This window comes from Paraconexibacter sp. AEG42_29 (assembly GCF_040581415.1).
Lineage (GTDB): Bacteria > Actinomycetota > Thermoleophilia > Solirubrobacterales > Solirubrobacteraceae > Paraconexibacter.
Genome location: NZ_CP114014.1, coordinates 2,544,509 through 2,571,392, shown reverse-complemented (window position 1 = coordinate 2,571,392; position 26,884 = coordinate 2,544,509). Strand labels below are relative to the sequence as shown.

Below are 26,884 nucleotides of genomic sequence, written 5' to 3'. Positions count from 1 at the left end.
AATCTTCCGCGCCTGGGTCCGGCCGCGCAAGCACGTCGAGGGACTCCCCCGGGTCAGCGGCGCTCGGCGGACCGGGTGCCGAACCGCAGCCGACCGTCGGTTCCCCCGCGGCCGGCGCGTGCTCAGGGCGCTTCGGCCATGAACGTCGCCAGCTGGGTGCGCGACCGGAGCCCCAGCTTGCGGTAGATCGCGCCGAGGTGGTGCTCGACGGTCTTCGGGCTCAGGAACAGCGACGCGGCGACCTGGCGGTTGGTGTGCCCCTCGCTCACCAGGAGGGCGATCTGCAGCTCACGAGCCGTGAGCTCGCCGGCCTCCGCGTCGGCCGGGGCAGCCGGGCGGCCGCGGCCGGGCGGCGGCGCCCCGGCGGCGTCCAGCTCCTGCCGCGCCCGCTGCGCCCAGGGGCCCGCGCCGAGGCGGGTGAAGGTCGTCAGGGCGGTCTCCAGCGCGGGACGGGCGTCCCCCCTCCGGGCCGCTCGCCGCAGCCGCTCGCCGATCGCCAGCTCGGTGCGGGCCGCCTCGAACGGCAACGGCGCGCGGGCGTGCCACGCGCGCGCGGCGGTCGCCCGCTCGTCGATCTCGTCGTCCTCCGCGAGCAGGACGGCGCAGCGGCCGCCCGCGGCGTGCGCCCACGTCCCGGTGCCGCGCGCGGCGGTCGCCTCCAGCCCGCGCAGGGCAGCCCGCGCGTCGTCCTCGCGCCGGACGCGCACCAGCGCCTCGACGTGGTCCGCAGCGAACATCGTCAGCGCCGGCTGCCCGAGGCCGCCGGCGGCGATCGCGGCAGCGCGCTCCAGCGGGGCGACCGCGGAGTCCGGGCGGCCCGCGGCCAGCTCGCAGTAGCCGAGCGCCGCCAGGGCCCACAGCGCGACTGCCTCTGCCCCCGCCGCGTCGGCCTGGGCCAGCGCGGTGCCGGCCTGCTCGCGGGCGCTCTCGAAGCGGCCCGCGCTCGCGTCGACCCGGGCCCCGGCGGGCAGCGCGGCCGCCAGGACGCCGAGCTGCCCGGTCGCGCGGGCGAGCCGCACCGCCTCTTCGGCGTCGGCCGCCGCGGCGCGCCAGCGCCCGCGCCGCCAGCCCAGGTGCGAGCGCACCGCGAGCGGGTAGGCGAGCCGGCCGGCGGCACCGCGGCGACGCGCGTGCGCGATCAGCGTGTCGAGCGCTACCTGAGCGACGTCGAAGCGCTCGAGCCACGCCGAGCAGAGGGCGCCCATCGCGATCACCTCGGCGAGCTCGAGCGCCGGCTCGTCGTCGGCGGTGAGGGCCGGGAGGCCGGCGAGCAGCGGCGCGGCCTCCGCGTCGGCGCCGAGCGCCGCCAGGCCTTCCCCGCGAATGAGGTCGGCGAGCGCCGCAAGCTCGGGGACGTGCCCTCGCGCCTGCGCCCCGGCCCGCTCGCCGGTGGCGACCAGCGCCCGCATGTCGCCCGTGAACATGTGTGCGAGCGACTGCTGCAGCAGCGCCTGCGCGGCTCCGGCGCGGTCCCCGGCCTCCGCCGCAACCCGGGCACGGGTCTCGAGCAGGGTCACCGCCTCGTCGGGCCGGCCGTCGCGCACGGCGACCTCGGCGCGGAGCAGCGAGGTCTGCGGCTCGAGGCCCGGGTCGTCGACGACGATCGTCGCCGCGAGCGCGACGGCGGACCCGGTCTCCCCGGCCATCACGTACTGGCGCGCGGCCTGCAGCCGCCGGCGCCCGCGATCGCCGGCGCCCGGTGACAGCTCGGCCGCCCGGGCCGCGGCCCGGGCGGCATCGCGGTGGGCGCCGCGGGTCCCGGCCGCCGCGGCGACCCCCTCGAGCGCGGTCGCCGCCGCCTCGTCCGGGCCTGCGGCGGCCGCGGACAGGTGCCACGCCCGGCGACCCGGATGGGCGGTGACGCCGGCCAGCGCCCGATGGACGGCACGGCGCTCGGTGTCCGCCTCGCCGTGGTACGCCGCCGAAGCGAGCAGGGGGTGTCGGAACCCGTCCCGGTCGATCAGGCCTGCCGCCTCGGCGGTGGACAGGGCGTCCGGCGGAAGCCCGAGCGCGGCCAGGCCGGCGGACACCGTGTCCGGCCCGTCGCCGCCCGCGGCCGCCAGCAGGCAGAGAGCACGCCGAGGACTCGGTGCGAGGCTGTCGAGCCGCCGCGCGAACAGCGCCTGGGCGGCAGCGCGGGTGCGCGGAGGAACGACGAACGCACCGCGCCCCTCGCGTTCGTCTCGCGCGACTGCGCGCGCGAGCTCCCGGAGCGCGAGCGGGTTGCCCTCCCCGGCCGCGATGAGCGCCTCGACCAGGTCGGGGGCGAGCGGCCGGCCGTCCGCCAGCAGGTCGCGGGCCGCGCGGTCGTCCAGCCCGCCGAGCGCGACCCGCTCCAGCTCCGGCTGGTCGTAGGGCCGCCCCTCGCCGTCGCGGGCCGCGATGAGGATGCCGACGCCCTCGGCCTCCAGCCGTGAGGCGACGAACAGCACGGCGTCGCGCGAGGCGTCGTCGAGCCAGTGCGCGTCGTCGACGATCACCAGCAGCGGCCCGTCCTCGGCGGCGGCGCCGAGCAGCGCGAGCAGCGCTGCGGGTACCGCGAACGGGTCCGCCGGGGCGCCGGCGGCGTCCAGTGCGAACGCCGATGCGAGCGCGTCGACCTGGGGCCGCTCCAGGCGGTCGCGGAGGTGCAGCAGGGGCCCGGTCAGATCGAGCAGCGCGGCGTACGGGATGTGCGTCTCGGCCTCGTGGCCGACCGTACGGGCGACCGCGACCCCGAGGTCGGCTGCGGCGTCGTCCAGCAGCGTCGTCTTGCCGATGCCGGCCGGTCCTTCCAGGAGGACCGCGAAGCTGCGGCCCGCGCGCAGGCCGTGCCCGAGCTGCTGCAGCCGTGCCTGCTCCGCCGTCCTGCCGAACACCGTCACGGGACCCGATGTTATGGCGCGGCGGCGCCGTCCGCCGAACGAACGAGGGCGCCCGCCGGGCGCCCTCGTCACTGCTCGTCGTCCAGCGCGTATTGGCTAGACGCTGACGCCGAAGTCGCGCGCGATCCCGGCGAGACCGTCGTTGTAGCCCTGGCCGACCGCGCGGAACTTCCACTCGGAGCCGGACTTGTAGACCTCGCCGAAGACCATCGCGGTCTCGGTCGACGCGTCCTCGGACAGGTCGTAGCGGGCGATCTCGCTCTGGTTGCTGTCGTTCACGATCCGGATGAACGCGTTGCGGACCTGGCCGAACGACTGCGCGCGCTCGGTGGCCTCATAGACGGACACCGGGAAGACGATCTTCTCGACCTCGGCCGGGAGCGTCGTCAGGTTGATCTTGATGGCCTCGTCGTCGCCATCGCCCTCGCCCGTGGTGTTGTCGCCGACGTGCTCGACGGCACCCTCGGGCGACTTCAGGTTGTTGAAGAAGATGAAGTGCTTGTCGGAGAGGACCTTCTCCCCGGGGCCGACGACGATCGCGCTGGCGTCGAGGTCGAAGGCCGCGCCGTCGGTCGTCCGGGTGTCCCAGCCGAGGCCGACAAGGATGTTGGTGAGGCCGGGCGCCTCCTTGGTGAGCGACACGTTGCCGCCCTTGCTCAAGCTCACGGGCATGTTGGGGAACTTCCTCCTGGGGTCGTTTCGAGGTGCGGCACGCCGGCGGAGCCGGCGCAGGGCCAATCTATCCGCCCCGCGCCCCGTCGGAGCGGCTTTTCGCCACGCGGCAACACGGCGTTCACCCCTCGCGGCCGTGATCGCCCGGCTCGGCGTCCGCCTCCACCTGCTCCGCAAGCTTGTCCTGCAGGTAGGCGGCCTTGTCGGCGCGCCGCAGCGCGGCCTGCTCCTCGGCACCGGTGGACGCGGCCCGCACGCGCTCGCGCTCGACCTGCTCACGAGCCGCCTGCTCGTCGGCCAGCTCCTGCGGAACGGGGGTCGTCGGTCGACACGCTCGGAACCTATCCGGCCGCACGGACCGGTCCGCCGCCGACCCGGGAGGCCGACCGGCGATCGTGAGAGGACCGTGAGAACCGGGCGGACCGCCACGCGGTCCGGGTACGGCTCGAGGCGCCACCCCCGGACCAAGGAGCTCCTGCATGCCCTGCACCCGTCGCACACCTGTCCTCGCCCTCACCGTCGCCGCCGCGACCCTCGGCCTCGCCGCAGGCCCGGCCTCGGCTGCGAAGAACCCCTACTCGCCGGGGCAGGTCTGCGGCGCGGGCTACGGCGTGATCGACCAGCGCGTGGTGCGGACCGCGGGCGGCACGGCGCTCGGCACGGGCTACCTGCTGTACAGCGGCGCGACGAAGAAGAACTGCGCCGTGGTGTTGAAGAGCAAGGCGGTCGGCAAGCCCTCTTACACGGCCGTCTCCCTGAAGAAGTCGGGCGCGCGCTCGCCGTTCGTCGTCGACTTCGGCGACTACCAGTACTACGCCGGGCCCGTGTACGTGAAGGCGCCGCGGCAGTGCGTGAAGTTCGGCGCGTCGATCAAGCTGCCCGACAAGCGCCACGGCGTGTTCGTCACGCCGTTCGGTCACTGCAGCTGATCGAGCGCGGCGCCGAGGTCCGCCCACAGGTCCTCGGCGTCCTCGCAGCCGACGCTCATCCGGATCAGGCCGGCCGGGATGTGCTCCTGGCCGACGTGGACGCCGCGGCGCTCCATCGTCGTCTCGACCCCGCCCAGGCTCGTCGCGTGACGGACGATCCGCGTCGCCCGGCACGCCACGTCGGCGGCCGGCGCGTCCGCCAGCTCGAAGCTGACGATCGCGCCGAAGCCCGGGTAGCGCACCCGCCCCACCGCGGGATGGCCGCCGAGTCGCTCCACCAGCACCCGTGCCGAGGCCTCGGCCTGCCGGAGGCGCAGCGGCAGCGTCCGCGCTCCGCGCAGGGCGAGGAAGCACTCCAGCGTGCCCGGCGTCGCACCGTTCAGCTGGCGCGCGGTCCGCAGCAGCGTCGCCTGCGCCGGGTCGGCGGCGACCGCGAGCCCGAGGAGCAGGTCCGAGTGACCGCCGATGAACTTCGTGGCGGAGTGCACGACGATGTCGGCGCCGAGGGTCAGCGGCTGCTGGCCGAGCGGCGTGGCGAACGTGTTGTCGACCACGACCCGTGTCCCGGGCCGTCGCGGCGCCGCGCAGATCGCGGCGACGTCGGCCACGTCCAGGAGCGGGTTTGACGGCGACTCGACCCACAGCAGGTCGGCCTCCGCCGCCTTGCCGAGCCACGCCGGATCGCTCGCCGGCAGCCGGTCGACGCGCCAGCCGTGGTCGCGCGCGCCGGCGTCGGCCAGCCCGGCGACCCCCTGGTAGCAGTCGTCGCCCAGGACGAGGTGCGCGCCGGTCGGCAGCTGGGAGAGCACCGCGGCGCAGGCCGCCATCCCCGAGGCGAACGCGACGCCGTGCCCGTGCTCCATGCCACCGATCAGGGCCTCCAGCGACTCCCACGCCTCGGTCGCCTCGTTGCGGCTGTAGATCCGCTCCCCACCGAGGACGAAGTTCGATGCCGCGATGAGCGGGGTGTTGAGCGTCGCCCCGGGCACGTCCAGCGGGCGTCCACCCACGATCGCCCAGGTCTCGGCGCTGACATCGTCACGTCGCAGCATGGCGTGCACGGTAGTTCCTTCGCGATACCTTCTCGGGATGCGATCGCGCATCTTCCTGCTCTTCGGGCTGCTGCTCGCGGCCTGCACCGTCGCTGCCGCTCCGGCTCAGGCGGGCCGCTGCAGCGAGACCGAGGCCTGCCGTGCCGACCTGTCCGTCGGCGGCCACGCCGAGCCGCAGCCGATCCGGGTCGGCGAGCAGAGCGCGTACAAGTTCACGATCAAGGACGAAGGCCCGGACTCCGCGCTCGCCGTCAAGATGCAGACGACGATCCCGGTGGAGCTGAAGATCCTCGGGACCGAGGTCTACGGCGCCGGCAGCTGCAACGTCAGCGGGACCTTCGTCGAGTGCCAGCTCGGCGACTTCCAGCCGTTCCAGACCACGGTGGTCAAGGTGAAGGTCGAGGCCACGAAGGTCGGGACCTACCTCGCCAAGGCCGAGATCTTCGGCAACGACATCCTCGAGCCCAGCGGCGGGAACAACCAGGTCACGGCGACGCTCGGGGTGCTCGCACGCCCCGGCTCGACGGGCACCTCGTCGGGCGGCGGGACCTCGTCCGGCGGCGGGACGACGAGCGGCGGCGGGACCTCGAGCGGCGGATCCTCGTCCGGTGGCGGTGGCAGCGGCGGCATCTCGCTCAAGGCCAAGGACATGCAGCGGATCCTCAAGACCGGCGGCGTGAACATCACCGCGGTCGTCGGGAAGACCGGGACGCTTCGCCTGCGCGGCAGCGTGCGGACCGCGAAGGGCGCCACGATCCCCGTGGTCGCAGTGGCCCGCGGTGTCCGCGCCGGTGAGACGGTGCAGGTCTTCCTCGGCACGACCGCGGCGTCGAAAGCCCGGCTCAGGAAGGCGTTCATCGGCCACGGGTACCTCGAGGCGAACTTCCTCGTCACGCTCGGCGTGAGCAAGGCGAAGCTGCAGGTCCACGTCAGGAAGTAGCCGCTCGTGGGCGTGAACTTCGCGTGAACGCCCTCTAGAGTCGGAGCCCGTGGCAGCGACCGGCACCGACGTCCGCTCTGAGGAGCTGCTCCCCGCGCAGCACGCCCACGACGACGCGGGACCGTCACGCCGGCTGACCGTGCGCCGCGCGGCCGTGATCGGCACGCCGGCCGCCTACCTCGTCGCGCTGGCGTTGACGATCGCCAATTGGGGTCTGCCGATCGCCCGCGACCAGCTGTTCTTCTGGCTCGCGCTCGGGATGCTCGCGTTCAGCGTCGGGCGCTGGCGCACCTGGGGCTGGATGCTCCTGGAGTGGGCGCCGTTCTTCGGCCTGCTGGTCCTCTACGACGTGCTGCGCGGTGCCGTCGCCGTCAGCCCGGAACGCGCGCACCAGGGCGACCAGATCGCGTTCGACCGCTTCTTCTTCGGGCACGACACCCCGACCGTCTGGCTCCAGGATCAGCTGTGGACCCCCGCCGGCCTGCACTGGTACGACTACGCCGTCTGGGTCGTCTACATGACCCACTTCTTCGCGGTCTGGACCGTGGCAGCCGTGCTGTGGCGGGTGGCGCACGACCGCTTCCGCCGCTTCGTCGCGGTGACGGTCCTGCTGACGCTCGGCGCGTTCCTGACCTACTGGCTCTACCCGGCCGAGCCGCCGTGGCTGGCGGCGCAGGACGGGGCGATCGCCCCCGTGCACCGGATCGTCCCGGCGGTCTGGGGCGAGCTCGGCGTCGGGACCGTGAAGTCGGTCTACGAGAACGCGTCGCTGGTCAACGTCGTCGCGGCGATGCCGTCGCTGCACGCGGCCTACCCGGCGCTGCTGTTCGCGTTCTTCTGGTCCTCCGGCTGGCGTGCGCGCGTGCCGCTGGGCCTCTACACGCTCGGGATGGGGACGGTGCTCGTGTACGGCGGCGAGCACTACGTCCTGGACATCGTCGCGGGCTGGGCGATGGTGGGGGTCGTCTTCGGCGTCGTCGCCCTCGCCACCCGCCTCTGGGTCCGCCGGGCAGAGCGGGTCCCGGCCCGCGCCACGCCGCCCACCGTCTGACCGTCTGACGACCAGTTCTGGTCGTTCCCACGACCAGAACTGGACGTCAGACCGCTGTGGCGCGGCTCACGGCCGGATCAGGCCGGGCCGCTGACCGGCAGACGGACGCGGAACGTCGTCGCCCCCGGCTCGCTGTCCACCGTCAGCGACCCCGCGTGCCGGTCGACGACGATCTGCCGCGCGGTCGCCAGCCCCAGCCCCGTCCCGCTCCCGACGTCCTTGGTCGTGAAGAACGAGTCGAAGATCCGCGGCAGGACATCGGCAGGGATGCCGTCGCCGTCGTCGCTGACCTGCGCCACCACGCACGGGCCGTCCCACCCCGTCGTGATCGTGATGGTGCCGGTGTCCCCGAGCGCGTCGATCGCGTTGTCCAGCAGGTTCGTCCAGACCTGGTTCAGCTCGGAGCCGCGCATCATCAGCGGCGGCAGGCTGCGGTCGTAGTCCCGGACGACCTGGATCTGGGTCTGCTTCAGCTTGTGGCCGAGGACGATCAGCGTCGTCTCCAGGCCCTCGTGCAGGTCGGCCTCGACGAGGCTGCCGCGGTCCATGTACGTGTACTGCTTGACGGCGCCGACGAGCGACGACATCCGCGCGGTCGACTCCTGCAGCTCGAGCGCGAGCCCGCGGGCGGTGAGCGACGCGGCCACCCAGCGCAGCGCGCCGTCCAGACCGGGGCCGGAGTGATCGGCGAGGCGCTGCAGCCAGTCCTCGTCCAGACCGGCGGCGGCCAGCGGCTCGGCGAGCTCCCAGCCGCCCGACACGCCGAGCTCGTCGAGCCGGTCGGCGAGCGCGTCCTCGGCGTCGGCTGCGTCCAGCGCCCCGAGGGCGGTCAGGCTGCACTTGCGCGCGAGCGCCTCCTGCTGCAGGTCGACGAGCTGCTGCGCGTCGGCCCGCTCGACGCCGGCGTCGACGAAGCTCCCGAGGCTCGCCGAGAGGATGTCCAGGGCGTCCGCCATCTGCGCCGCCGCACGCTTGGCGGCGGCGGCCGGGTTGTTCAGCTCGTGCGCGAGGCCGGCAGCCATCGTCCCGAGGGACTCCAGCCGGTCGCGGCCCGCCTCGATCGAGGCGACCCGCTGCATGACCGGCGCGACCTGGTGCATGACCCGCGCGTGCACCGGCGGCTGCGCGAGCGCGAGCCGCAGGAAGTCGTCCGCCGGCAGCAGCGCCAGGCGGCACTCGGTCCGGGCCACCATCCGCACCGACAACGGCGTCCGCGTGAGCGTGCCGATCGCGCCCATCCACGTCGGGGCATGCTGGTCGCCGACCGGCTCCGTGCGCTCGCCGAGGACCTTGATCGTCTGCGCCGTCCCCTCCAGGAGCAGGTGGACGCCGGCAAGCGCGGCGCCCTGCTCGACGATCAGCTCGCCCGCGTCGCGGCACTCGAGCTGCGCGATCTGCAGCCACTCCCCCAGCAGCCCGTCGTCGATGTCGTCGAAGAGGTCGACAAGCCGCAGCTCCTCGAGGGTCAACGGCGCCGGCGTGACCGCACCCATCAGGCGCCCGCCAGGTACTCGTGCATGAGCGAGACGGCCATAGAGCCCTCGCCGACCGCGCTGGCGACGCGCTTGATCGAGCGCGCCCGCACGTCGCCGGCGACGAACACGCCGGGGACCGTCGACTCGAGCAGGTACGGGTCGCGGGCCAGCGGCCAGCCGTTGTCGCGCGCGTCGGGCCCGGCGAGGATGAACCCCCGCTCGTCCCGGGCGACCACGCCGGCCAGCCACTCGGTGCGCGGGGCCGCGCCGATGAAGACGAAGCACGCATCGACGTCCAGCGGCGCGACCTCCCCGTCGGCGTCCTGCACCTGCAGGCGGGCCAGGCGCCCGTCCTCGCCCTCGGCGGCCACGGCCTGCGCGCCGGTCAGCACCTCGACGTTCGGGAGCGCCGCGAGCTGCTCGATGAGGTAGTGGGACATCGACTTCTGCAGCGGGCTGCGAACCAGCATCGTGACCTTGGCGGCGAACGCGCTGAAGTGGACCGCGGCCTGCCCGGCCGAGTTCGCCCCGCCGATCACGACCACGTGCTGCTGCTCGCAGGCGCGCGCCTCGGTCATCGCCGCGCCGTAGTAGATGCCGGCGCCGGTCAGCTCGTCGAACCCGGGCGCGGCCATCTGGTTGTAGGAGACGCCGGAGGCGACCAGGACGCAGCTCGCGCTGAGCGTCGTCCCGCCGCTGAGCTCCACGATCCGGCCGGCACCCTCCACCCGGAGGCCGACGGCGTCGCGGATCGACAGCAGCTCCGCGCCCAGGCGCCGGGCCTGATCGGTGCCGCGGCGCGCGAGGTCGGACCCCGAGAGCCCCGCCGGGAAGCCGAGGTAGTTCTCGATCCGGCTCGACTGTCCCGCCTGCCCGCCGGGCGCCTCACGCTCGACCATGATCGTCCGCAGGCCCTCGGACGCGCCGTAGACCGCGGCGGCGAGCCCGGCCGGGCCGCCGCCGACGATGACGAGGTCGTAGTGGGCCTGGGTCGCGTCCAGCGCAACACCCAGGCGCTCCGCGAGCTCGAGGACGGTCGGCCGCTCCAGCACCGCGCCGTCCTCCAGCAGCGCCACGGGCAGCCGGTCGGCCGTGACGCCCGCGACGGTCAGCAGCTCGCGGGCCTCGCCGTCCCGCTCGACGTCCAGCCAGCGGGCGGGCACGCGGTTGCGAGCCAGGAAGTCGCGCAGGTCGTGGGACTCCTTCGAGAAGCGGTGCCCGACGATCCGCAGGCCGCCGGCCTCCATCGCGGCGCCGGACTCCCAGGTGGTCAGGAGGTCTTCGACGACCGGGTACAGCTGCTCCTCCGGCGGATCCCACGGCTTCAGGAGGTAGTAGTCGAGGGCGACCTCGTTGATGGCTGCGATGGCGGCCTCCGTGTCGGCGTAGGCCGTCAAGAGGACGCGCTTGGCGTCCGGGAAGATCTTCCGCGCCTCGATCAGGTACGAGGTGCCGGGCATGCCGGGCATGCGCTGGTCGGCCACCAGGAGAGCGGCTTGGTCGCCGCGGGTGCGCAGCTCCTTGAGGATGTCGAGCGCCTCCGGGCCCGAGGACGCGCGCAGGATCCGGTAGCGCTCGCCGAAGCCGCGGCGCAGATCGCGGGCGACGGCGGCGAGGACCGCAGGCTCGTCGTCGACGACCACGATCGCGGGCCGGGTGCGCCGATCGGCGGCGGCGGCGGTCGGGGTGGTTGCTGCACTGACATCGCTCACACGTGCCAGGTTAGCCACCGGATCGCCGTTCTCGGCGACCACCCCGAGCGCGCTCGATGAGCCACCAGGTACCGGTATGGCACCTGGTGGCACATCGACGCCGTCAGGGGCCGGCGGCGGGTGCCGGCGACGGGCGGCGTAGGGCCGCCGACACCACCAGCAGGCAGGCCACCGCCACCCCCGCCGTCACGACGAGCGCCCCCCGCTCCCCCGTCCCGAGGCTCGACAGGAGCCCCAGCAGGTAGGGCACGGCGAACCCGAGGTAGGTCAGCGCGTAGAAGATCGAGACGGTCGCACCGCGCTCGTCCGGGGCCGACAGGCGCTCGGTCTCCCGCAGCCCCGACACCAGGCAGAAGCCGTAGCCCGCGCCCAGGAGGGGCGCGCCGAGCAGCACCACCGCCCGGGAGTCCAGGGTGAGCGCGAGGATGCCGACCCCGGTCCCGGCGAGGGCGAACAGCAGACCGGCGACGCCGCCGCTGAGCGCGCGGCGGTCGTCCATCCGGCGCGCGAGCGGCTGGATCAGCACGCCGGTCCCGAGCGTGACCCCGGTCGTGATCCCGGCGAAGGCCACCGCGCCGGAGGTCCCACCACCGATCTCGCCCGGGAGGAACGCGACCGAGATCGCCGCACAGCCGAAGACCCACGGCGCGACCGGGGCGACCGCGGTCAGGAAACGTCGCGTCCGGGTGACGAGGGGGATCCGGATGAGCGGGCCTGCGCCGCGGCGGACCCCGGGCGGCTCAGGGGCCGACAGCAGCAGCGCGGCGGCGACCGTGCCGAGCACGATGTGCGGCAGGTACGGGACCCAGAGCGGGTGGGGCGCCCACTCGCCGACCAGGCCCGCGACGAGCGGCCCCGTCCCGAACCCGGCCGACAGCGCCACCGCGGCGCGGCGTGCCCCCGTCCCCTCCGCCTCGCCGGTCGAGAGCTCGGCGACCCACGCGCTCGCGGCGCCGAACACCACCCCCGAGCAGACGCCGACCAGCAGCCGGGCCGCGCCCAGGCCGACGGTGTCGTGCCGCAGCAGCACCAGCAGGAGGGTCGCCAGCGGGGAGAGCAGGACGAACGGGACGGTCACCGCGCGGCGGCCCCAGCGATCGGACGCGGTGCCGCCGATGAGCAGCCCGGGGATCAGCCCGACCGCGTAGATCCCGAACAGCAGCGAGCGCGTCTGGGCGGACAGGCCGAGCTCGTCGCGGTAGACGACGAGCATCGGCGCGAACTGGTTCGCGCCCCAGCCGACGGCGAACATCGCGAGCGTGACCCGCTGCCAGGGATGACGGAGCATGGCCCTGACCGTAGGAGAAGTGTCGCGACCGTGACATTCGGGGTGTCGTGGCCGCGAACGACGCCCGCGCCCCGCCGCGAGAGAGTTCCCCCATCGACACCGAGGGAGAAAGAGATGGTCCATCCAGCGCATGACCAGTGACGTGGCTCCACCAGCGGCACGCAGGGCGTCCCCGACGCCACCGCGTGCCCGGTGACACCGGCCATCCACTGCGCGCTGGACGACCGCTCCGCCGTCCCTCAGCGTCCGACCCCCGCCGTACTCGCACAGCGCTGACGCCGATTGATCGCGCACGGGTCAAAAACCCTGCACAATGAAGAAATGGGATCCCTCAAACGGGCCGCCTCCCGCGCGGTCGAGCGAGCGGATGCCTTCTGGTGGCGCCCCGGCCTGGCCGTCGAGGCACCGGCGCTCACCTACTACCTGATCATCAGCCTCGTCCCGCTCGCACTGGGCCTGACGGTGCTCGGCGCGCTCTTCTTCGGGGACTACACCCAGGGGCAGCTCGCGACCGAGCGCGCTGCGGAGGTCCTGCCCCCCGCCCTGCGCGACCAGATCATCAGCCTCGTCAAGCAGGCCAAGCGCGACTCGCCCATGCTGATCGCGTTCTCGCTCGGGACGATGCTGTGGACGTGCTCCGGCGCGGTCGCAGTCCTCGAACGGGTCCTCGCCGACCAGCTGGACTGGGAGCGCCCGAACCCGCTGCACGGCAAGCTGCGCCAGGTCGGCCTGGCCGGCGGCGTCGCCGGCCTGCTGCTCGCTTTCGTCGTCGGCGCCCAGACGGCGACCCAGGTGCTCGACCGCATCCCGGCCCCGAACGCGATCACGCTCGGCGGCTGGCTGCCCGCAGTCCTGACGGTCTTCGCCATGGCGCTGCTGCTGCGGCTGTCCGGGCCCAAGCGCCTGCGCTGGCGTGCGGCGCTCATCGGCGGCGTCGTGCCCGCCGCGGCGCTGCAGCTCCTGCCCCCGCTGATCGGCATCTACGTCGACGGCCAGGAGCGCCTGACCGTCGTGACGGTCTTCACGACGCTCGCCGTGGTCGTGTTCTCCTGCTCGATCCTGGCCCACGCCATGCTCCTCGGCTGCGCGTTCGCGGCCCGCGTGCACCGCCGTCTGGGCGGCCCGACCGGGCGCGAGCTCAACGAGCCGCACGTCCCGGGGGCCGACGACCCGACGCTCGAGGAGCAGCACGCGAACGTGATCGCGCTGCCACCCCGGCGACGTTCGGCCGACGGCTGACCGGCCGGGTCAGGTGAGCGACTCCTCCGGCGCCCACACCGTGTGCGTCCCGCTCGAGATCTGCTCCGGCAGCAGGACGCGGCACACCGGTCCGGCGCTGACGTCCGCCGCATCGAAGATGTGGCACTCGGAGGTGCCGGCGTTCATGTCGGTGACGAAGCTCAGGACGTGCCCGTCGTCCTCCGCCGCGTCCGCTCCGCCGCTCGCCCGCGGCGCCATCGGCGACTCGCTGGCGTAGACGCCCTTCGGGAAGCGCCACTCCTGCTTGGCACCGGTCCGCACGTCGAACTTCGTCAGGCCGTTGAAGAGGAACCAGCCGGGCTCGGCGGTCATCGTGTAGACGTGGCCGTAGGACCGGCCGCCGCGAGCGGCGTTGATCATGCCGAACTCGAGGTAGCTGTCGTCCAGGAACTCCTCCGTCGTCCGGCCCGTCCGCAGGTTGAAGCGCCAGCGGTGCGGGCGGGTCTGCAGCTCGTTCGCGTCCAGGTAGCGCCGGGTGGTCGTCCAGCGGTCGTCGCCGGCGCGACGCGGGTCCGGGCAGCCCTGGTGGAACCCGTCCAGCACGACCTCGTCGCCGTCCTCGAACGCGTTGATCCAGTGGAGCACGTTGGTGGCCGACGCCTCGAACCAGCGCACGTCGTCGGCGCCCCCGCGGCGGGGGACGATCGCGAACCGGGACGGCATGTCGGGGTGGTAGCGGTTGACGTACTGCCCCCGTGCCAGCGCGCGCTCGTCCCAGAACATCGGGAGGTCGTTGAGGACGACGAAGCGCTCGGTGAAGGCCATGTCGTGCGGCATCCGCGGCCCGGGCAGCGGGACGGGCGCGTAGTGCGCGAGCTCGCCCGCCGGGCTCACGACGCCGAAGTGCAGGTACGGGTACTCGGTGGAGTAGTTGAAGAACAGCAGCTCGCCCGTGACCGCGTCGACCTTGGGGTGCGAGCAGGCGCCCCAGTCCGGCGGGACCCACGGCTCGGTGCCGAGCGGCTCGAGCGTGCGCGGATCGGCGGCGTAGAGGTCGCCGCAGAGGTAGAACGACGTCAGCGCGCGCCCGTTGTGGACCGTGACGTCGGTGCTGGACGCGTCCTTGGTGCCGGCGCGGGCGCTCGGGCCGGGTGACGGCGCCAGCGCCTTGGCCGGGTCATCGGTGATGCCCGGCCACAGCGAGCGGCCGGCGGCGAGCTCCGCCTCGAGGCCCTTCGTGCGGACGAACCGGTTGCGGTAGTCGGCCCGCCCGTCGTGGAGGTGCAGCGCGTGCAGCATCCCGTCCCCGTCGAAGGGGTGGTAGCGCCCGAGCGCGTCGTGCAGCGGGTTCTCGGTGTTGCGCAGGTACACGCCGTTCAGGTCGTCCGGCAGGTCCCCGATCACCGTGAGCCCCGTCGCGTCCCACTCGGTGGTCTGCGGCCGCCACGGGCCGGTGCGGTAGGGGTGCGTGTCGTCGGCCGGGAGGGTCCCGGCGTACTGCGCGTGGCGGCGGGCGTCCATGGCCGTCGACGCTAACGCGCCAGGAGCTGCCGCGCTGATTTCGGGGGACCGTCCTGATGGACACAAAGTCGGTGTGAAGCGCCGCCGCGTCGGCGTATGCTCGCCGCATGCGCAGACTCCTCGTGGTGCCCTTGCTGCTGCTCGCAGGGGCGCTGCTCCCGGCCGGTGTGGCGACGGCCCACCCGGAGCGGAACACCTCGTTCCCGTCCATCGACCTCAAGCCGCCCGCTCCCGGAGCGATCCCGAAGTACCGCTCGAGCGGCCCCAGCGTCGTCGTCTGCAAGCCGGAGTCGCGCAGGCTGCTGCAGCGCATCTACAAGGGCAAGGGCCCGAAGACGCGGCGCATCCTGAAGAGCCGCCTGAAGACGCTCAAGCGCTGCCGCTTCCGCGACATCCAGCCGGCGGTCAACGCGGCGAAGACCGGTGACCGCGTCCTGCTCATGCCGGGCGTCTACGAGGAGATCCCCAGCCGCAAGATCCCGTTCGGCAGCTACCAGGACGGCTCGACCTGCGGCAACGACTACGTCCTGACCGAGGGCTTCAACAGCGCGCCGCCCCCGGTGGGCCCGCGCTCCAACGACCCGCCGGTCCGCCCGGACCGCAACCACCAGGTCAAGTGCCCGAACGCCAAGAACCTCATCGAGGTGGTCGGTGACCCCACTCCTGAGGCCGACCCGATCAACCCGTCGCTGCCCAAGTGCCTGCAGAAGTGCAACCTGCAGATCGAGGGCCTGGGCAAGAAGCCGGAGGACGTCCTCATCAAGGGCGACCGCAAGAAGAGCGACGTGCTGCGCGTCGATCGCGCCTGGGGCATCTACCTGCGCAACTTCGCCGTCGAGCAGTCGGCCTTCAACAACATCGACCTGGTGGAGGTCAACGGCTTCCGCATCTCGAAGATCGTCTCCCGCTACGCGCAGGACTACGGCGTCCTGAGCTTCGCGTCGACGAACGGCCTCTACGACCACGTCGTCGCCTACAACAACGGGGACTCCGGGATCTACCCCGGCTCGACGGAGAAGGGCTGCAACGTCAACCCGAACCTCTACGGGACGTGCGGCGCGTTCGCCGGGCCCGCCGCGGCGCTCGGGGACGGCAACCGCGGCTGCGCGTTCTACTCGATCGAGATCCGCGACTCCGAGAGCTACGGCAACACGCTCGGCTACTCGGGCACGGCGGGCAACTCCACCTACGTGCACGACAACGACTTCCACGACAACGCCACCGGCCTGTCGACCGACTCGTTCGCCGCGGGCCATCCCGGCATGCCGCAGGAGTGCGTCAAGTGGGAGAACAACCGGATCCGCTCGAACAACAACAACATCTTCACCCGCGAGCACCAGAAGTTCTGCGCCGACACGCCGTTCGGGCTGCGGCCCCGGGAGATGGTCTGCCCGCAGTTCCAGACCCCGGTCGGCACGGGGATCATCATCGCCGGCGGCAACCGCAACCTGATCCGCGAGAACCACATCTACGACAACCATCGCGTCGGAGCGCTGCTGTTCGGCGTCCCTGCGGCGCTGCGCGGCGACTACGACCCCACGCACCAGACGGACACCTCGAACGGCAACCGCTTCCTGGACAACATCATGGGCGCGGACCCGGCCGGCAAGCGGGTGCCGAACGGCCGCGAGTTCATCTGGGACGAGCAGGGGTCCGGCAACTGCTGGGAGGGCAACCGGATGCGTTCGGGAGCGGCGCACGCGCCTTCCCCGTCCGCGCTCCCCGCCTGCCCCGGCGCGACGGTGCAGCAAGTGACGAACCTGGCCGTCCTCGCGCCGATGCTCGCGTGCTCCGCCTGGGACCCGAAGAACCTGACCAACCCGCCGGCGTGCGACTGGTTCACGACGCCCGTCAAGCCGTCGTGACCGCCGCGCGGCGTCGGGCGCTCGCGGCCGCCGCGACGGTCGCGGCCGGGTTGACGCTGATCCTCGCCACCGGCTGCGGCGGCGGCGAGGACGCCGGGGACGGCCCGCCCCCGCTCGCCTGGACCGCCCCGCCGCAGGTCTTCGCCACCAAGGCGCTGCCGGACGACCGGGTGGCGGTCGGCTCGGTGCGCAACACGACCGACAGGCCGGTCGAGCTGAACGCGACCGCGCTGCGGGTCGTCGACGCCGACGGCAAGCGGCTGCGCAGCGCGGGCCAGTACGCCGCGGGCTTTGCGCACGGGCTCTACGGCGCGTTCCAGAAGCCCGACCCGATCCCGCCGGGCGAGCTGCGGCGCCTCGGCCTGCTGATCACGGTCGCGCCCGGGCAGACCGCGCCGATCGCGATCTCCTGGTCGCTGCCGCGCGGGAGCGACAAGCGACGTCCTGCCGCAGTCGACTACGGCAAGGGCCGGCTCGTGCTCCCGACGGCGGTGAAGGCCGGAATAGGCTGAGCGGATGCCCAAGCATCCTTCCCGCCGCTGGCGCGTCCCGGCCCGCACGGCGCCCGACCTGAGCGCCGTCGACACCCGCTCGACGGCCGGCGCGCCCGGGGACAAGGGTGCGACCAAGGCCGCCTGCGACACGCTCCGCGGGCGCCTGACCGAGCTGCAGGCCGCGCTCTACGCCGAGGGCTCGCGCTCGCTGCTCATCGTCCTGCAGGCGATGGACGCCGGGGGGAAGGACGGCACGATCCGCGCGGTCTTCGCCGGGGTCAACCCGCAGGGCGTGCGGGTGGCGAGCTTCAAGGCGCCGACCGCCAACGAGCTCGCGCACGACTTCCTCTGGCGCGTGCACGCGCAGACGCCGGCCGACGGGGAGATCGCGGTCTTCAACCGCAGCCACTACGAGGACGTCCTCATCACGCGCGTGCACGCCCTGGTCCCCGAGGCGGTCTGGCGCGCCCGCTACCGCCGCATCCGCGCGTTCGAGGAGCTGCTGCACGGCGAGGGCACCGAGATCGTGAAGATCATGCTCCACATCTCCCGCGACGAGCAGCGGGAGCGGCTGCAGGAGCGGATCGACGACCCCGCCAAGCGCTGGAAGTTCAACGAGGCCGACCTGGCCGAGCGCCGCCACTGGGACGACTACCAGGCGGCCTTCACCGACGCGATCGCCGCGACGAGCACCACCGCGGCCCCCTGGTACGTCATCCCCGGCGACCGCAACTGGTACCGCAACTGGGCGGTCCTCACCGTCCTGGTGGAAACCCTCGAGCGGATGGACCCGCAGTTCCCGCCGGCGCCGGACGGCGTCGAGGGCCTGAAGATCCCGGCCTGACCTGGCCGCCCGTTCCGCTCCGGGCGGTCAGATGTCGTCGGCCGCGAACGTGTCGCAGCGGGACGGGTCGCCCGTCGTCTGGCCCGTCGTGAACCAGCGGCGGCGCTGCTCGGACGTGCCGTGCGTGAACGAGTCCGGCTGGACGCGGCCGCCGGCCTGCCGCTGCAGCCGGTCGTCCCCCACCGACTCCGCCGCGGTGAACGCCTCGTCGACGTCACCCGGCTCGAGCTGACCCGCCTGGTAGACGCCGCGCGCCCAGACGCCGGCGTAGCAGTCGGCCTGCAGCTCCTGCCGGACCGACAGCGCGTTCGCGTCCGACGGATCCTTGCGACGAGCCGCGTCGACCTCGGCCGCCGTCCCCAGCTCCTGCTGCACGTGGTGCCCGATCTCGTGGGCGATGACGTACGCCCACGCGAAGTCCCCCGGCGCCTTCAGCTGGTCGATCATGTCCTGGTAGAACGACAGGTCCAGGTAGACGCGCTGGTCGGCCGGGCAGTAGAACGGCCCGACGGCCGACGACGCATCGCCGCAGCCGGTCGAGACCCCGGACCGGTACAGGACGAGCTTCGCGCGGCCGTAGTCGCGGCCCTGCTCCGAGAAGATCGCCGTCCACCGGTCCTGGGCGTCGCCGAAGACGTAGGCGGAGAAGTCCTTGAGGTCCTTCTCCGGGTCCTCGCCGGCCGGGATCGGCTCGCCCGCCACCGGCCCGCCCCCGGCCCCCTGGAGGACCTGCCCGATGTCGAAGCCGGACCCGGAGCCGCCCCCGCCGCCGCCCAGGACCTGCAGCAGGACCACGATCAGGATGCCGCCCAGGCCGAGACCGCCGCCGCCGATCGCGGCGCCGCGACCGCGGCTGCGACCCCCACCGCCACCGCCGCGCTGATCGATGACGTCCGGGCTGGAACCGCGCGGTGACCATTTCACGCCGGGGAGTCTCCCAGGATCAGGAACGCCGCCCGCGCCCGCTCACCCGCCCGGCGGTGCCTCAGCCCTCGTCGCGCGCGTCGGGGCCGCTGACCGGCTCGCACTGCGGGCGGTTCGGGAAGCCCGCACCCGTCCCGGCCTTGCAGTTCGGATCCTGCTTCGGCGCGGGCGTCGTGGTCGGCGTGCCGGTGGACGGGGTCCCGACGCCGGTCCCGGACTCGTCGCCCGGCTCGAGGCCGCCGTCGTTGTAGTCGGGCGTGTCGTCGGGCGTGACGCCGCCATCCGTGCCGTCCGCAGGCGGGGTCTGGGTCGTCGGCGTGGACCCGGTCGCCGTCGGCGTGGTCTGCTGCGTGGCCGTGGTGGCGGTCGTCGCCGGGACGCTGGGCGTGCTCACCGTCCCGTCCGTGTCGGTGGTCGTCGTGCGCTCGGTCGAGGACGACGGCGTCGTCTGGCTGACCGGGTCCGAATCGCCGCCGCAGCCGGCGAGCACGCCACCGGCCGCGCCGGCGCAGAGCACGAGCGCGACGATCGGGAGGAACAGGTTCCGGCGGACGTTCACGCCCTACATGGTGGCAAGGCTCACGCCGGAAGGGCGGCCTCGAGGTCCGCGAGCGCCGTGCGCAGCCCGTCCATCAGGGTCTGGAGGTCCGGCATCTGGTCCCGGTCGGCGATCAGTCCGAAGTCCAGGTGATCGAGGTAGCTGAGGACCGTGACGTTGAGGCCGGCGCCGTCCGTCACCACCGACACGGGGTAGTTGTGCTGCAGCTGCGCGCCGGCCATGTAGATCGGGATCGGCGGGCCAGGGACGTTCGAGATGACCACGTTGTACAGCGGCCGCATGCCCTGGCGCGTCCCCATCTGCAGGGCGACCCGCGCCGCACGGGCGTTGATCGCCGGCGGGATGAACGCGGTGATGTCCTGCAGCGCCTTGGCCGGAAGCGCGCGGTGGCGGTCCTTCGCCGCCTTCATCGCCTCGTGCGTGAACCGCAGCCGCTCGACGGGGTCCGCGATGTGCGTGGCCAGCGGCGCGATCATGATGCTGATCTTGTTCCCGAAGGTCCCGCGCTCCTCGTCCGTCCGCACGGACACAGGGATCTGGGCCAGCAGCGGATCCTCCGGGAGCTCGTCGTGGGCGATCAGCCAGTCGCGGATCGCGCTGGTCGTCAGCGTCACGACGACGTCGTTGACGGTCACGCCGTACGCCTTCTTCAGCGCCTTGACGGCCGGCAGCGACAGCGACCCGAACGAGAAGCGCCGGTGCGGCGAGATCTTGCCGTTGAACGACGTCCGCGGCGCGCGCATCTTCGGGCGCTCGAGGACGTCGCCGTCGCGCGTGCCGTTCGCGATGTTGCGCATCTTCGACAGCGTGCGGCTCATCGTCTCGGCGCCGGGGACGCCGAACACGGAGGGCGCCACGTCGAGGTGCGGCAGGACGCCCGGGGCGGCGCGCGCCATGCGCAGCGGCTGCAGCGGCAGCGCGGCGACGCCGCGGCCCAGCATCTCCAGCTGACCCGGGACCCGGTCCCCGATCCACGACGCCGGCTCGGTGTCCGCGAACTCGCGGCCCTCGGGTGCGAGGTCGAACATGATGCCCATGATCTCGGCGCCGGACATCCCGTCGATCATCGCGTGGTGCATCTTCGTCTGGATCGCGAAGTGGCCGTCCGGGAGCCCGTGGATCAGGTAGCACTCCCAGAGCGGCCGCGCCCGGTCCAGGTGCCGCGAGCTGATGCGCGCGACCTGCTCCGCGAGCTGCGCGTCGTCGCCGGGCGCCGGCAGGGCCAGCTCGCGGACGTGGAACTCGAGCTCGAAGTCCGGGTCCTCGATCCAGTAGGGCCGGTCGAGCCCGAGCGGGACCTGCTCCAGCCGCCACCGCAGCGGCGGCAGCAGGTGCAGGCGCTCGCGGAACATCGCCAGGACGTCCTCCAGCGTCACCGCGCCGCCCGGCGCCGTCGACGGGTCGAAGATGGCCAGCCCCCCGACGTGACCGGTGGTCGTCGCGCTCTCGATGGCGAGGAACTGCGCGTCGAGGCTGGTGAGCTGTCGCATCCCCCGGTTCTATCCGGTCCCGGGTATCCGGCGCAATGGCGACGCCACGCCGCGACCGGTGTCACAGTGGTTGTTTGTGCAACTGTACGGGGGTGACCTCCGACCGGCGCCGATCGCTCACGCTCGTGCTGTGCTGCCTGGCCCAGTTCATGGTCATCCTCGACGTCGCGATCGTGAACGTCGCGCTTCCGTCGATCCAGGACAACCTGGACTTCTCGGACGCCGGGCTGCAGTGGGTCGTCAACGCGTACACGCTGGCGTTCGGCGGGTTCCTGCTGCTCGGCGGACGCGCCGCGGACCTCCTGGGCCGCCGCGAGGTCTTCGTGGCCGGCATCGGCCTCTTCGCCGTCGCGTCCCTGATCGGGGGCGCCGCGCAGAGCGACGGGATGCTCATCGCCGCGCGGGCGGCGCAGGGACTGGGCGGTGCGATCGTCGCGCCGGCCACGCTGTCGATCCTGACGACGACGTTCACCGAGGGGGCCGAGCGCAACCGGGCGCTCGGCCTCTGGGGCGCGATGGGCGGGGTCGGCGGCGCGACCGGCGGCCTGCTCGGCGGGCTGCTCACCGAGACGCTCTCGTGGCGCTGGATCCTGCTCATCAACGTGCCGGTCGGCCTCGTCGTCGCCGTGGCCGCGCTGCGCGTCTTCGTCCCCCGCGCGACCGGGGCAGCGGCGTCGGCGCGCAGGTCCTTCGATCTCGCCGGCGCGTTCACGGTGACCGCGGGCCTGGTGGTCCTCACGTACGCCATCGTCGGCACCGAGCAGCACGGGTGGGCGTCCACGGAGACACTGCTGGTCGGTGCCGCCGGGGCCGCGCTGCTCGTCGTGTTCGTCGCCGTCGAAGGCCGCCTCGCCAAGGCGCCGCTGATGCCGCTGCGGATCTTCGCGTCCCGCCCCGTCACCGGTGCGAACCTCGTCGTCTTCTGCATGGGCGGATCGGCGTTCGCGATGTGGTACTTCGTCTCGCTCTACCTGCAGAAGGTCCTCGGCTACCAGCCGATCCGGGCCGGCCTCGCGTTCCTGCCCATGACGCTGGTGATCGTCGCCGCCTCCCAGATCGCGTCGCGCCTCACGAGCCGCCTCGGTCCCGGCCCGGTGCTGGCCGCCGGCATGACGAGCATCGCGCTCGGCATGCTGCTCTTCACCGGGGTCGACGCCGACGGCACCTACCTCGGGGATGTCCTGCTGGCGTCGCTGCTGTGCGCGGGCGGCATCGGCTTCTCGTTCGTCCCGGTGACGATCGCGGCGACGACCGGCGTCGCGCGGGCCGAGGCGGGCCTCGCCTCCGGCCTGGTGAACACGTTCCGGCAGGTCGGCGGCTCGATCGGCCTGGCGCTGCTCGCCACGGTGGCCACGCAGCGGACCGCGGACGTGAGCGGCAGCGTCCCGCCGCTGGAGGCGCTGACCGACGGCTTCCAACGGGCGTTCGCGGTCGGCGCGGGGATCGGCGCGCTCGGCGCGGTGACGTGCGTGGTCCTGCTCGTGCTGCCGGCCCGGCGGGACGCGGCGGCAGCGGCGGCCGCGGCGGCCGCGGCTGGCGGCGGGGCCACGCCGCCCGTCAGCGGAGCTTCTTGATCGTCCGCCGCACGGTGCTGCGCGGGGTCGACCCGCTGGTCGCGACGAACGTCGCGCTGACCGACACCTGACGGCCACGGGCGCGGCGCACGCGGCTGCGCGCGCCTGCCGACGTGGCGCGGACCCGGACCGCCACGCGCCCTCCGCGGGCCACAGCGGTGCCGGTGGCGATCGTCGTCCCCCCGCGCTGCACCTTCACGGTCAGGCGGCCGCCCGGGACGCCCTGCGCGGTGACGCGGTACCCGGTCGCGCCGAGCAGCCGCGCGACCGTGGGCGTCGGCTTCAGCGCGGTGCTCAGCGGCCGGCGGATCCGGTCGACCGCGGCCGCCACCGTGTAGGGGACCGATGCGGTCGTCACGTTGCCCGCCACGTCGGTGGCCTGCAGGCGCAGCTGCCGGGGACCCCTCGCGGTGACCGGCCGGCCCGCGACGCAGCCGGCGATCCCGGAGGTCGCGTCGGTCGCCGTGCAGGCGACGGCCGCCGGCACCTCGTTGGCCGGGTACGTGGCCCCGGGACGCAGCCCGGTCACGACGGGCGCGGCCGGCCCGGCCGTGTCCACCCTGAGCGTGACGGGCACGCGCGTGGTCCCGCCCACGCTGGTCGCGCTGCATGTCACGGTGACCGAGCCCTGGGCGGTGACCGGGGTGGGCTCGCAGCCGCTGCCCGTGACGGCCGACTCGGGGTCGCCGACGGCGAAGGTCACGGTCGGCGGGGTGCGGTACCAGCCGCTGTTCCCGTTGGGCGCCGGCGGGGTCACGGCCGCGGTCACGGTCGGCGGCGTCGTGTCGAGCGCACCGAAGGCGCGGTCGGCCAGGACGAAGCCGGCGCCGCAGTCGCTGTCCGGGACCCCCGCCGACGCGGTGCAGTCGATCGCGTTCGCGGGGCTGGTCATGATCGCCACGACCTGGTCGGCGGTCAGCTGCGGCCTCGCCGACCGCAGCAGGGCGGCGATCCCGGCCGCGTGCGGGACGGCGGCGCTCGTGCCGCAGAAGGTCAGGTAGCTCGACGGCCGCGGCGTCGCGACGCTGGTCGCCACGCAGTCGGCGGCGGCCAGGTCCGGCTTTGCGCGGACCTCGGGGACGGGCAGCGGTGCGCCGCTCGCGCTGAAGAGCCGCGTCTTCGGCCCGCGCGAGCTCGACGCCTGCGGCGTGTCGGTGCCCGGGTCGTTCCAGCGGACCGCCGCCACGGCGAGCCCGCCCCTGGCAGATGCCGCCTCGGGGTTGATCGTGTCCGAGCGCGTCGCATACTCGGCGACCGGGCTACCGGCGATGTCGTCCTGTTGGATCCACTTCAGCAGCGGCGTGCCCGTGCCGGACGCGCGCCGGATCCGCAGCCCGAGCACGACCGGGTCGCTGGTGGTGTTCTTCCACTCCACGCGCTCGCGCGGGTTGCCGGTCGGCGGGTTGACCGTGCCGGCGCTGGCCAGGACGGCCGCGGTGGCGTTGTCGACGAGCATCGCGTTGACGTCCGTCGCCGCACGGCCCCACGGTTCGGCCCATTGCAGCTCGATGGTGACCGTCGCGCCCGGCGGCACGGTCGCGAGCGTCTGGGTCGTGTCCCCGCCGCCGAAGTCGTGGTAGCCGTCGGCCCCGGGGCTCAGCGTGCCCTCCCAGCTCTGGCGCGCGCGGTTCCCGGCCGAGGCGAGGTAGACCGTCCCGGCGGCGCGGACCGCGTCGACGCGCTGCGCGATCCGGCCGTCCTGGAAGAACGGCTCGGAGAGGTACACGACGTCGTCGGCGATGATGCGCGCGCCCGCCGCGACCAGCTGGTCGATCGCGGCGGCCTTGGCCACCGATCCGCCGCGGCCGCTGGCGAACTTCAGGGTCGCGTCCGGGGCGAGGTCGGCGACGATCTCGCCCATGGCACGGCCCTCGTCCTGCCCGGCCGCATCGTCGTCGGTGAGGATCGCCACGGCGCTCGTGAACTCGCCGCCCGCGGGGAACGTGGCGTCCGCGGTCTGCCAGTCGAAGGAGTCGGAGATGACGCCGACCGTCACCCCCGCGCCCGTGGGTCCGAGCGCCCGGACGGGCGGGGTGCGGTGCGCCGCGTCGCCCTGGGTCGTGACCGGCCCGACGTCGGCGACCGGGGCCCAGCTCGCCTCGATGGCGCGGACGACGGGCAGCGCAGCGGCACGGTCCAGGCGCCCGGGCTCGAGCCAGCCCTCGACCGCCGCGTAGGGCAGCGCGTCGCTCGTCGCGGTGACCGTCATGCCGAGCTCGCGCAGCAGGCGAGCCGCAGCGGTCGCGGTGCCGTCGACGCTCACGTCGATGAGGACGCGTCCGGCGCGGGCCTGCAGCCCGGTCGCGCGCCCGGGCGCCGCGGCCTTGCCGGTGGCCTGCGGAGCGGTGAGGTCGCGCAGTGCCGACTCGATCGGCGCGGACCGGGCCGGGACGGGACCGCCCGCTGCTGCTGCTGGAGCGGCCGCCACGGCGGTGGCCGCCGAGGCGCCCGCGACGGGGGCCGCGGCGGCGAGGGCGAGTACTGCCAACAGGGCCCTCGGCGTCATGACCCGATGATGCCACGAGCGCGGAGCGGGACGGCCACCCGGCGGGTGACCTCCCTCGTGGCGCGGTCGTGGACCGGCGCGAACCGCGTCGCGTCCTCCGCGGCGCGGTCGGCGGCGATCCGGTGGCGCCGGTTCACGAGCGCGTGACATCGTCCCGGCGCGACCAGGTCATCGTGGGCCGGACGTGCTGGACTGGCTGCCGGATCCCCTCGCCGTCCTGCGCGACCTCGCCGAGAGCGCCGGCTACTGGACGTACGCGATCGTCGCCGGCGTGGTGTTGCTGGAGACCTCGGTCGGCCTCGGGATCCTGTCGCCCGGCGAGGCCGTCCTGGCGGTCGCCGGCGCGGCCAGCACCGGCAGCGGCTCGCTGGACCTGGTCGCCCTGCTGGCGATCGTCTGGGTCGCGGGCATGATCGGCGACGGGTGCAGCTACCGGCTCGGACGGCGCTACGGACCTGGCCTGCTGCTGCGGCTGCGCATCCCGCGACGGCGGATCGCCCACGTCCACCAGCTGCTGGCCGACCGCGGGGGCGTCGTCCTCGTCGGTGGCCGGTTCGTGGGCCCGGTGCGGGTGTTCGCACCCTTCCTCGCGGGGTCGAGCGCCATGACGGGCCGGCGGTTCCTCGCGTGGGACGCGCTCGGCGTCGCGGTCTGGGGCTGGTCCTACGTGCTGATCGGCTACGCGTTCGCCGGCTCGGTCGACGGCGCGTCCTCGACGTTCGGCCGTGCCGGCGCGGTGCTGGTCTGCGCGGTGGTGGTCCTGGCGCTGATCGTCCGCCGCCGCTCACGCGCCCGCGACGCCGGGTGACCCCGTGGCCCGCACACGCGGGTGAATGTCGATCCACCCGCCCCGGAGCCGTGCGATCCACCACTCACCCAGCCGACCCGCGGTGAATGACGATCCACTGGATCCGGAGCCGTGCAACACGCCACCGACGGGCCGGGCGGTGCCCGATGTGCCACCACGTGCGCGGGCGGTACGTGGTGGCACATCGAGCACCCCCTCCCGCGACCCCGTCGGCGCCCGCGCCCCGCCGCGCCGCGCCCGCCGACGGCGAGACGAGTGAATGACGATCAACCCGCGTCCCAGCCGTGCGATCCACCACTCCCCCGGCCGACCCGCGGTGAATGACGATCCACCCGCGTCCCAGCCGTGCGATCCGCCACTGGCCAGGCCGGCGGGCCGTCAGGTGCGGATGAGCGTGGTCTTCCACGCCGTCGCGTCCCCCGACCGGGCGACGGGCTCGAAGCCTGCGCCGCGCAGGCGGCCCAGGGACTCGAGCACCCGCTCCAGCGGGGCCGGCTGCGCCCAGCGCAGGCACAGCGCCCGCACGTCCACGGGCGCGCGCAGGATGTGGTCCACCAGCCGGTACTCGGCGCCGTCGACCGCGACGCACAGCAGGTCCGCGTGATCGTGCCCGTCCGTGGCGAGCGCGTCGGCCAGCGACCGCGCCGGGGCGCTGAAGGACTCGTGGGACCCCGGCAGGTCGCTGGGCCGGTGGGCCTGGTAGCCGCCGAGCCGCGGTGCGTGGACGGTCACGGTCACGTCGGCGTCCCAGAGTGCGACCGGGTGGAACGCGACCCGCGGCTCCCGGGCGGCGACACGCGCGACGTGCTCCGCGGCACGGGGGTCCGCGTCGTACAGGTTCACCGTGCAGCCGAAGCGCGCGACGATCCCAGGGGCGACGCCGCCGTCGGACCCGGCCCCCGCCACGTAGACGACGCTCGTGGGACCGAGCGCCTGGCCCGGGACCTCGAAGCCGCCACCGCGCAGATCGCCGACCGTCACCATGCCCGGCTGGGCCGCGACCACGACCGCGCGCCGGAACGCTGCGGCCTGCTGGCGGTCCCGCAGCAGGCCCGCCGCCCGCCTGAGTGTGCCCTGGGCCCCGCCGCTCATGCTCATCACACTATCCCGCGCCGC

The 26,884-nt window shown here is 73.9% G+C and carries 23 protein-coding genes; 9 read left to right on the top strand and 14 right to left on the bottom strand.

Annotated elements, in window-relative coordinates; translation table 11 throughout:
• Window positions 1-122: 122 nt before the first annotated feature.
• From DSM112329_RS12405 to DSM112329_RS12395, 3 genes are all read right to left on the bottom strand, one after another.
• Window positions 123-2,864 carry an AAA family ATPase gene (locus tag DSM112329_RS12405; RefSeq protein WP_354702130.1) on the bottom strand — a complete coding sequence of 914 codons (2,742 nt, stop codon included), beginning with the start codon at window positions 2,862-2,864 and terminating at the stop codon, window positions 123-125.
• A gap of 96 nt (window positions 2,865-2,960) precedes the next feature.
• On the bottom strand, window positions 2,961-3,536 hold the full coding sequence (locus tag DSM112329_RS12400; RefSeq protein WP_354702129.1) for a TerD family protein: 576 nt from the start codon (window positions 3,534-3,536) through the stop codon (window positions 2,961-2,963).
• A 121-nt stretch (window positions 3,537-3,657) separates the two neighbouring features.
• Window positions 3,658-3,891: a hypothetical protein gene (locus DSM112329_RS12395; protein ID WP_354702128.1), complete on the bottom strand. Its 234-nt coding sequence runs from the start codon at window positions 3,889-3,891 to the stop codon at window positions 3,658-3,660.
• Between the two features lie 124 nt (window positions 3,892-4,015).
• Between DSM112329_RS12395 and DSM112329_RS12390 the strand changes: the two genes are divergently transcribed.
• The gene (locus tag DSM112329_RS12390) at window positions 4,016-4,465 is read left to right on the top strand and encodes a hypothetical protein (RefSeq protein ID WP_354702127.1); all 450 of its coding nucleotides are present in this window, start codon (window positions 4,016-4,018) and stop codon (window positions 4,463-4,465) included.
• Here DSM112329_RS12390 and DSM112329_RS12385 read toward each other — a convergent pair.
• Window positions 4,453-5,517 (bottom strand): PLP-dependent aspartate aminotransferase family protein, encoded by a 1,065-nt coding sequence (locus DSM112329_RS12385; protein ID WP_354702126.1) that lies wholly within the window; start codon window positions 5,515-5,517, stop codon window positions 4,453-4,455. The genes DSM112329_RS12390 and DSM112329_RS12385 overlap by 13 nt on opposite strands.
• Before the next feature lie 37 nt (window positions 5,518-5,554).
• On the opposite strand from DSM112329_RS12385, the gene DSM112329_RS12380 reads away from it, so the two are divergent.
• Window positions 5,555-6,457 carry a hypothetical protein gene (locus tag DSM112329_RS12380; RefSeq protein ID WP_354702125.1) on the top strand — a complete coding sequence of 301 codons (903 nt, stop codon included), beginning with the start codon at window positions 5,555-5,557 and terminating at the stop codon, window positions 6,455-6,457.
• Window positions 6,458-6,506: 49 nt separating this feature from the next.
• Complete coding sequence (locus DSM112329_RS12375; RefSeq protein ID WP_354702124.1) at window positions 6,507-7,508, top strand: phosphatase PAP2 family protein; 1,002 nt, start codon at window positions 6,507-6,509, stop codon at window positions 7,506-7,508.
• A gap of 77 nt (window positions 7,509-7,585) precedes the next feature.
• Here the strand turns inward: DSM112329_RS12375 and DSM112329_RS12370 are convergent, their stop codons facing one another.
• From DSM112329_RS12370 to DSM112329_RS12360, 3 genes are all read right to left on the bottom strand, one after another.
• Window positions 7,586-9,001, bottom strand: coding sequence for an ATP-binding protein (locus DSM112329_RS12370; RefSeq protein ID WP_354702123.1), 1,416 nt, complete (start codon window positions 8,999-9,001; stop codon window positions 7,586-7,588).
• On the bottom strand, window positions 9,001-10,695 hold the full coding sequence (locus DSM112329_RS12365) for an FAD-dependent oxidoreductase (protein WP_354702122.1): 1,695 nt from the start codon (window positions 10,693-10,695) through the stop codon (window positions 9,001-9,003). Before DSM112329_RS12365 ends, DSM112329_RS12370 begins: the two co-directional genes overlap by 1 nt.
• A 103-nt stretch (window positions 10,696-10,798) precedes the next feature.
• A complete protein-coding gene (locus DSM112329_RS12360; protein ID WP_354702121.1) occupies window positions 10,799-11,983 on the bottom strand; it encodes an MFS transporter in 1,185 nt (394 codons plus the stop codon).
• Between the two features lie 321 nt (window positions 11,984-12,304).
• Between DSM112329_RS12360 and DSM112329_RS12355 the strand changes: the two genes are divergently transcribed.
• Window positions 12,305-13,222, top strand: a complete 918-nt coding sequence (locus DSM112329_RS12355; protein WP_354702120.1) for a YihY/virulence factor BrkB family protein — start codon at window positions 12,305-12,307, stop codon at window positions 13,220-13,222.
• 9 nt (window positions 13,223-13,231) lie between these two features.
• Here DSM112329_RS12355 and DSM112329_RS12350 read toward each other — a convergent pair whose 3' ends face one another.
• Window positions 13,232-14,704, bottom strand: coding sequence for a carotenoid oxygenase family protein (locus tag DSM112329_RS12350; RefSeq protein ID WP_354702119.1), 1,473 nt, complete (start codon window positions 14,702-14,704; stop codon window positions 13,232-13,234).
• Between the two features lie 107 nt (window positions 14,705-14,811).
• Between DSM112329_RS12350 and DSM112329_RS12345 the strand changes: the two genes are divergently transcribed.
• From DSM112329_RS12345 to DSM112329_RS12335, 3 genes are read left to right on the top strand one after another with little or no spacing between them, the layout of a single operon-like run.
• Window positions 14,812-16,569 carry a hypothetical protein gene (locus DSM112329_RS12345; RefSeq protein WP_354702118.1) on the top strand — a complete coding sequence of 586 codons (1,758 nt, stop codon included), beginning with the start codon at window positions 14,812-14,814 and terminating at the stop codon, window positions 16,567-16,569.
• On the top strand, window positions 16,566-17,081 hold the full coding sequence (locus tag DSM112329_RS12340) for a hypothetical protein (RefSeq protein WP_354702117.1): 516 nt from the start codon (window positions 16,566-16,568) through the stop codon (window positions 17,079-17,081). Before DSM112329_RS12345 ends, DSM112329_RS12340 begins: the two co-directional genes overlap by 4 nt.
• 4 nt (window positions 17,082-17,085) lie before the next feature.
• Window positions 17,086-17,907, top strand: a complete 822-nt coding sequence (locus DSM112329_RS12335) for a PPK2 family polyphosphate kinase (protein WP_354702116.1) — start codon at window positions 17,086-17,088, stop codon at window positions 17,905-17,907.
• A gap of 27 nt (window positions 17,908-17,934) precedes the next feature.
• Here DSM112329_RS12335 and DSM112329_RS12330 read toward each other — a convergent pair whose 3' ends face one another.
• The 3 genes from DSM112329_RS12330 to DSM112329_RS12320 form a co-directional block, all read right to left on the bottom strand.
• Window positions 17,935-18,831 (bottom strand): neutral zinc metallopeptidase, encoded by an 897-nt coding sequence (locus tag DSM112329_RS12330; protein ID WP_354702115.1) that lies wholly within the window; start codon window positions 18,829-18,831, stop codon window positions 17,935-17,937.
• Between the two features lie 61 nt (window positions 18,832-18,892).
• Complete coding sequence (locus DSM112329_RS12325; RefSeq protein ID WP_354702114.1) at window positions 18,893-19,390, bottom strand: hypothetical protein; 498 nt, start codon at window positions 19,388-19,390, stop codon at window positions 18,893-18,895.
• A gap of 20 nt (window positions 19,391-19,410) precedes the next feature.
• Window positions 19,411-20,880 (bottom strand): wax ester/triacylglycerol synthase family O-acyltransferase, encoded by a 1,470-nt coding sequence (locus DSM112329_RS12320; protein ID WP_354702113.1) that lies wholly within the window; start codon window positions 20,878-20,880, stop codon window positions 19,411-19,413.
• Between the two features lie 92 nt (window positions 20,881-20,972).
• Between DSM112329_RS12320 and DSM112329_RS12315 the strand changes: the two genes are divergently transcribed.
• Window positions 20,973-22,454: an MFS transporter gene (locus DSM112329_RS12315; protein WP_354702112.1), complete on the top strand. Its 1,482-nt coding sequence runs from the start codon at window positions 20,973-20,975 to the stop codon at window positions 22,452-22,454.
• Here the strand turns inward: DSM112329_RS12315 and DSM112329_RS12310 are convergent.
• Window positions 22,438-24,960, bottom strand: coding sequence for a S8 family serine peptidase (locus DSM112329_RS12310; protein ID WP_354702111.1), 2,523 nt, complete (start codon window positions 24,958-24,960; stop codon window positions 22,438-22,440). The two genes, DSM112329_RS12315 and DSM112329_RS12310, sit on opposite strands and share 17 nt — an antisense overlap.
• Window positions 24,957-25,097: a hypothetical protein gene (locus tag DSM112329_RS12305; protein ID WP_354702110.1), complete on the bottom strand. Its 141-nt coding sequence runs from the start codon at window positions 25,095-25,097 to the stop codon at window positions 24,957-24,959. Before DSM112329_RS12305 ends, DSM112329_RS12310 begins: the two co-directional genes overlap by 4 nt.
• 47 nt (window positions 25,098-25,144) lie before the next feature.
• On the opposite strand from DSM112329_RS12305, the gene DSM112329_RS12300 reads away from it, so the two are divergent.
• The gene (locus DSM112329_RS12300; protein ID WP_354702109.1) at window positions 25,145-25,768 is read left to right on the top strand and encodes a DedA family protein; all 624 of its coding nucleotides are present in this window, start codon (window positions 25,145-25,147) and stop codon (window positions 25,766-25,768) included.
• Between the two features lie 378 nt (window positions 25,769-26,146).
• Here the strand turns inward: DSM112329_RS12300 and DSM112329_RS12295 are convergent, their stop codons facing one another.
• Window positions 26,147-26,860 carry a hypothetical protein gene (locus tag DSM112329_RS12295; RefSeq protein WP_354702108.1) on the bottom strand — a complete coding sequence of 238 codons (714 nt, stop codon included), beginning with the start codon at window positions 26,858-26,860 and terminating at the stop codon, window positions 26,147-26,149.
• Between the last annotated feature and the right edge of the window lie 24 nt (window positions 26,861-26,884).

Excerpts from the sequence above, each read along its gene's own strand:
- DSM112329_RS12400 (WP_354702129.1), bottom strand. The coding sequence starts at position 3,536 with ATGCCCGTGAGCTTGAGCAAGGGCGGCAACGTGTCGCTCACCAAGGAG.
- DSM112329_RS12390 (WP_354702127.1), top strand. The coding sequence starts at position 4,016 with ATGCCCTGCACCCGTCGCACACCTGTCCTCGCCCTCACCGTCGCCGCC.
- DSM112329_RS12385 (WP_354702126.1), bottom strand. The coding sequence starts at position 5,517 with ATGCTGCGACGTGACGATGTCAGCGCCGAGACCTGGGCGATCGTGGGT.
- DSM112329_RS12380 (WP_354702125.1), top strand. The coding sequence starts at position 5,555 with ATGCGATCGCGCATCTTCCTGCTCTTCGGGCTGCTGCTCGCGGCCTGC.
- DSM112329_RS12370 (WP_354702123.1), bottom strand. The coding sequence starts at position 9,001 with ATGGGTGCGGTCACGCCGGCGCCGTTGACCCTCGAGGAGCTGCGGCTT.
- DSM112329_RS12360 (WP_354702121.1), bottom strand. The coding sequence starts at position 11,983 with ATGCTCCGTCATCCCTGGCAGCGGGTCACGCTCGCGATGTTCGCCGTC.
- DSM112329_RS12355 (WP_354702120.1), top strand. The coding sequence starts at position 12,305 with ATGGGATCCCTCAAACGGGCCGCCTCCCGCGCGGTCGAGCGAGCGGAT.
- DSM112329_RS12350 (WP_354702119.1), bottom strand. The coding sequence starts at position 14,704 with ATGGACGCCCGCCGCCACGCGCAGTACGCCGGGACCCTCCCGGCCGAC.
- DSM112329_RS12345 (WP_354702118.1), top strand. The coding sequence starts at position 14,812 with ATGCGCAGACTCCTCGTGGTGCCCTTGCTGCTGCTCGCAGGGGCGCTG.
- DSM112329_RS12335 (WP_354702116.1), top strand. The coding sequence starts at position 17,086 with ATGCCCAAGCATCCTTCCCGCCGCTGGCGCGTCCCGGCCCGCACGGCG.
- DSM112329_RS12320 (WP_354702113.1), bottom strand. The coding sequence starts at position 20,880 with ATGCGACAGCTCACCAGCCTCGACGCGCAGTTCCTCGCCATCGAGAGC.
- DSM112329_RS12310 (WP_354702111.1), bottom strand. The coding sequence starts at position 24,960 with ATGACGCCGAGGGCCCTGTTGGCAGTACTCGCCCTCGCCGCCGCGGCC.
- DSM112329_RS12295 (WP_354702108.1), bottom strand. The coding sequence starts at position 26,860 with ATGAGCGGCGGGGCCCAGGGCACACTCAGGCGGGCGGCGGGCCTGCTG.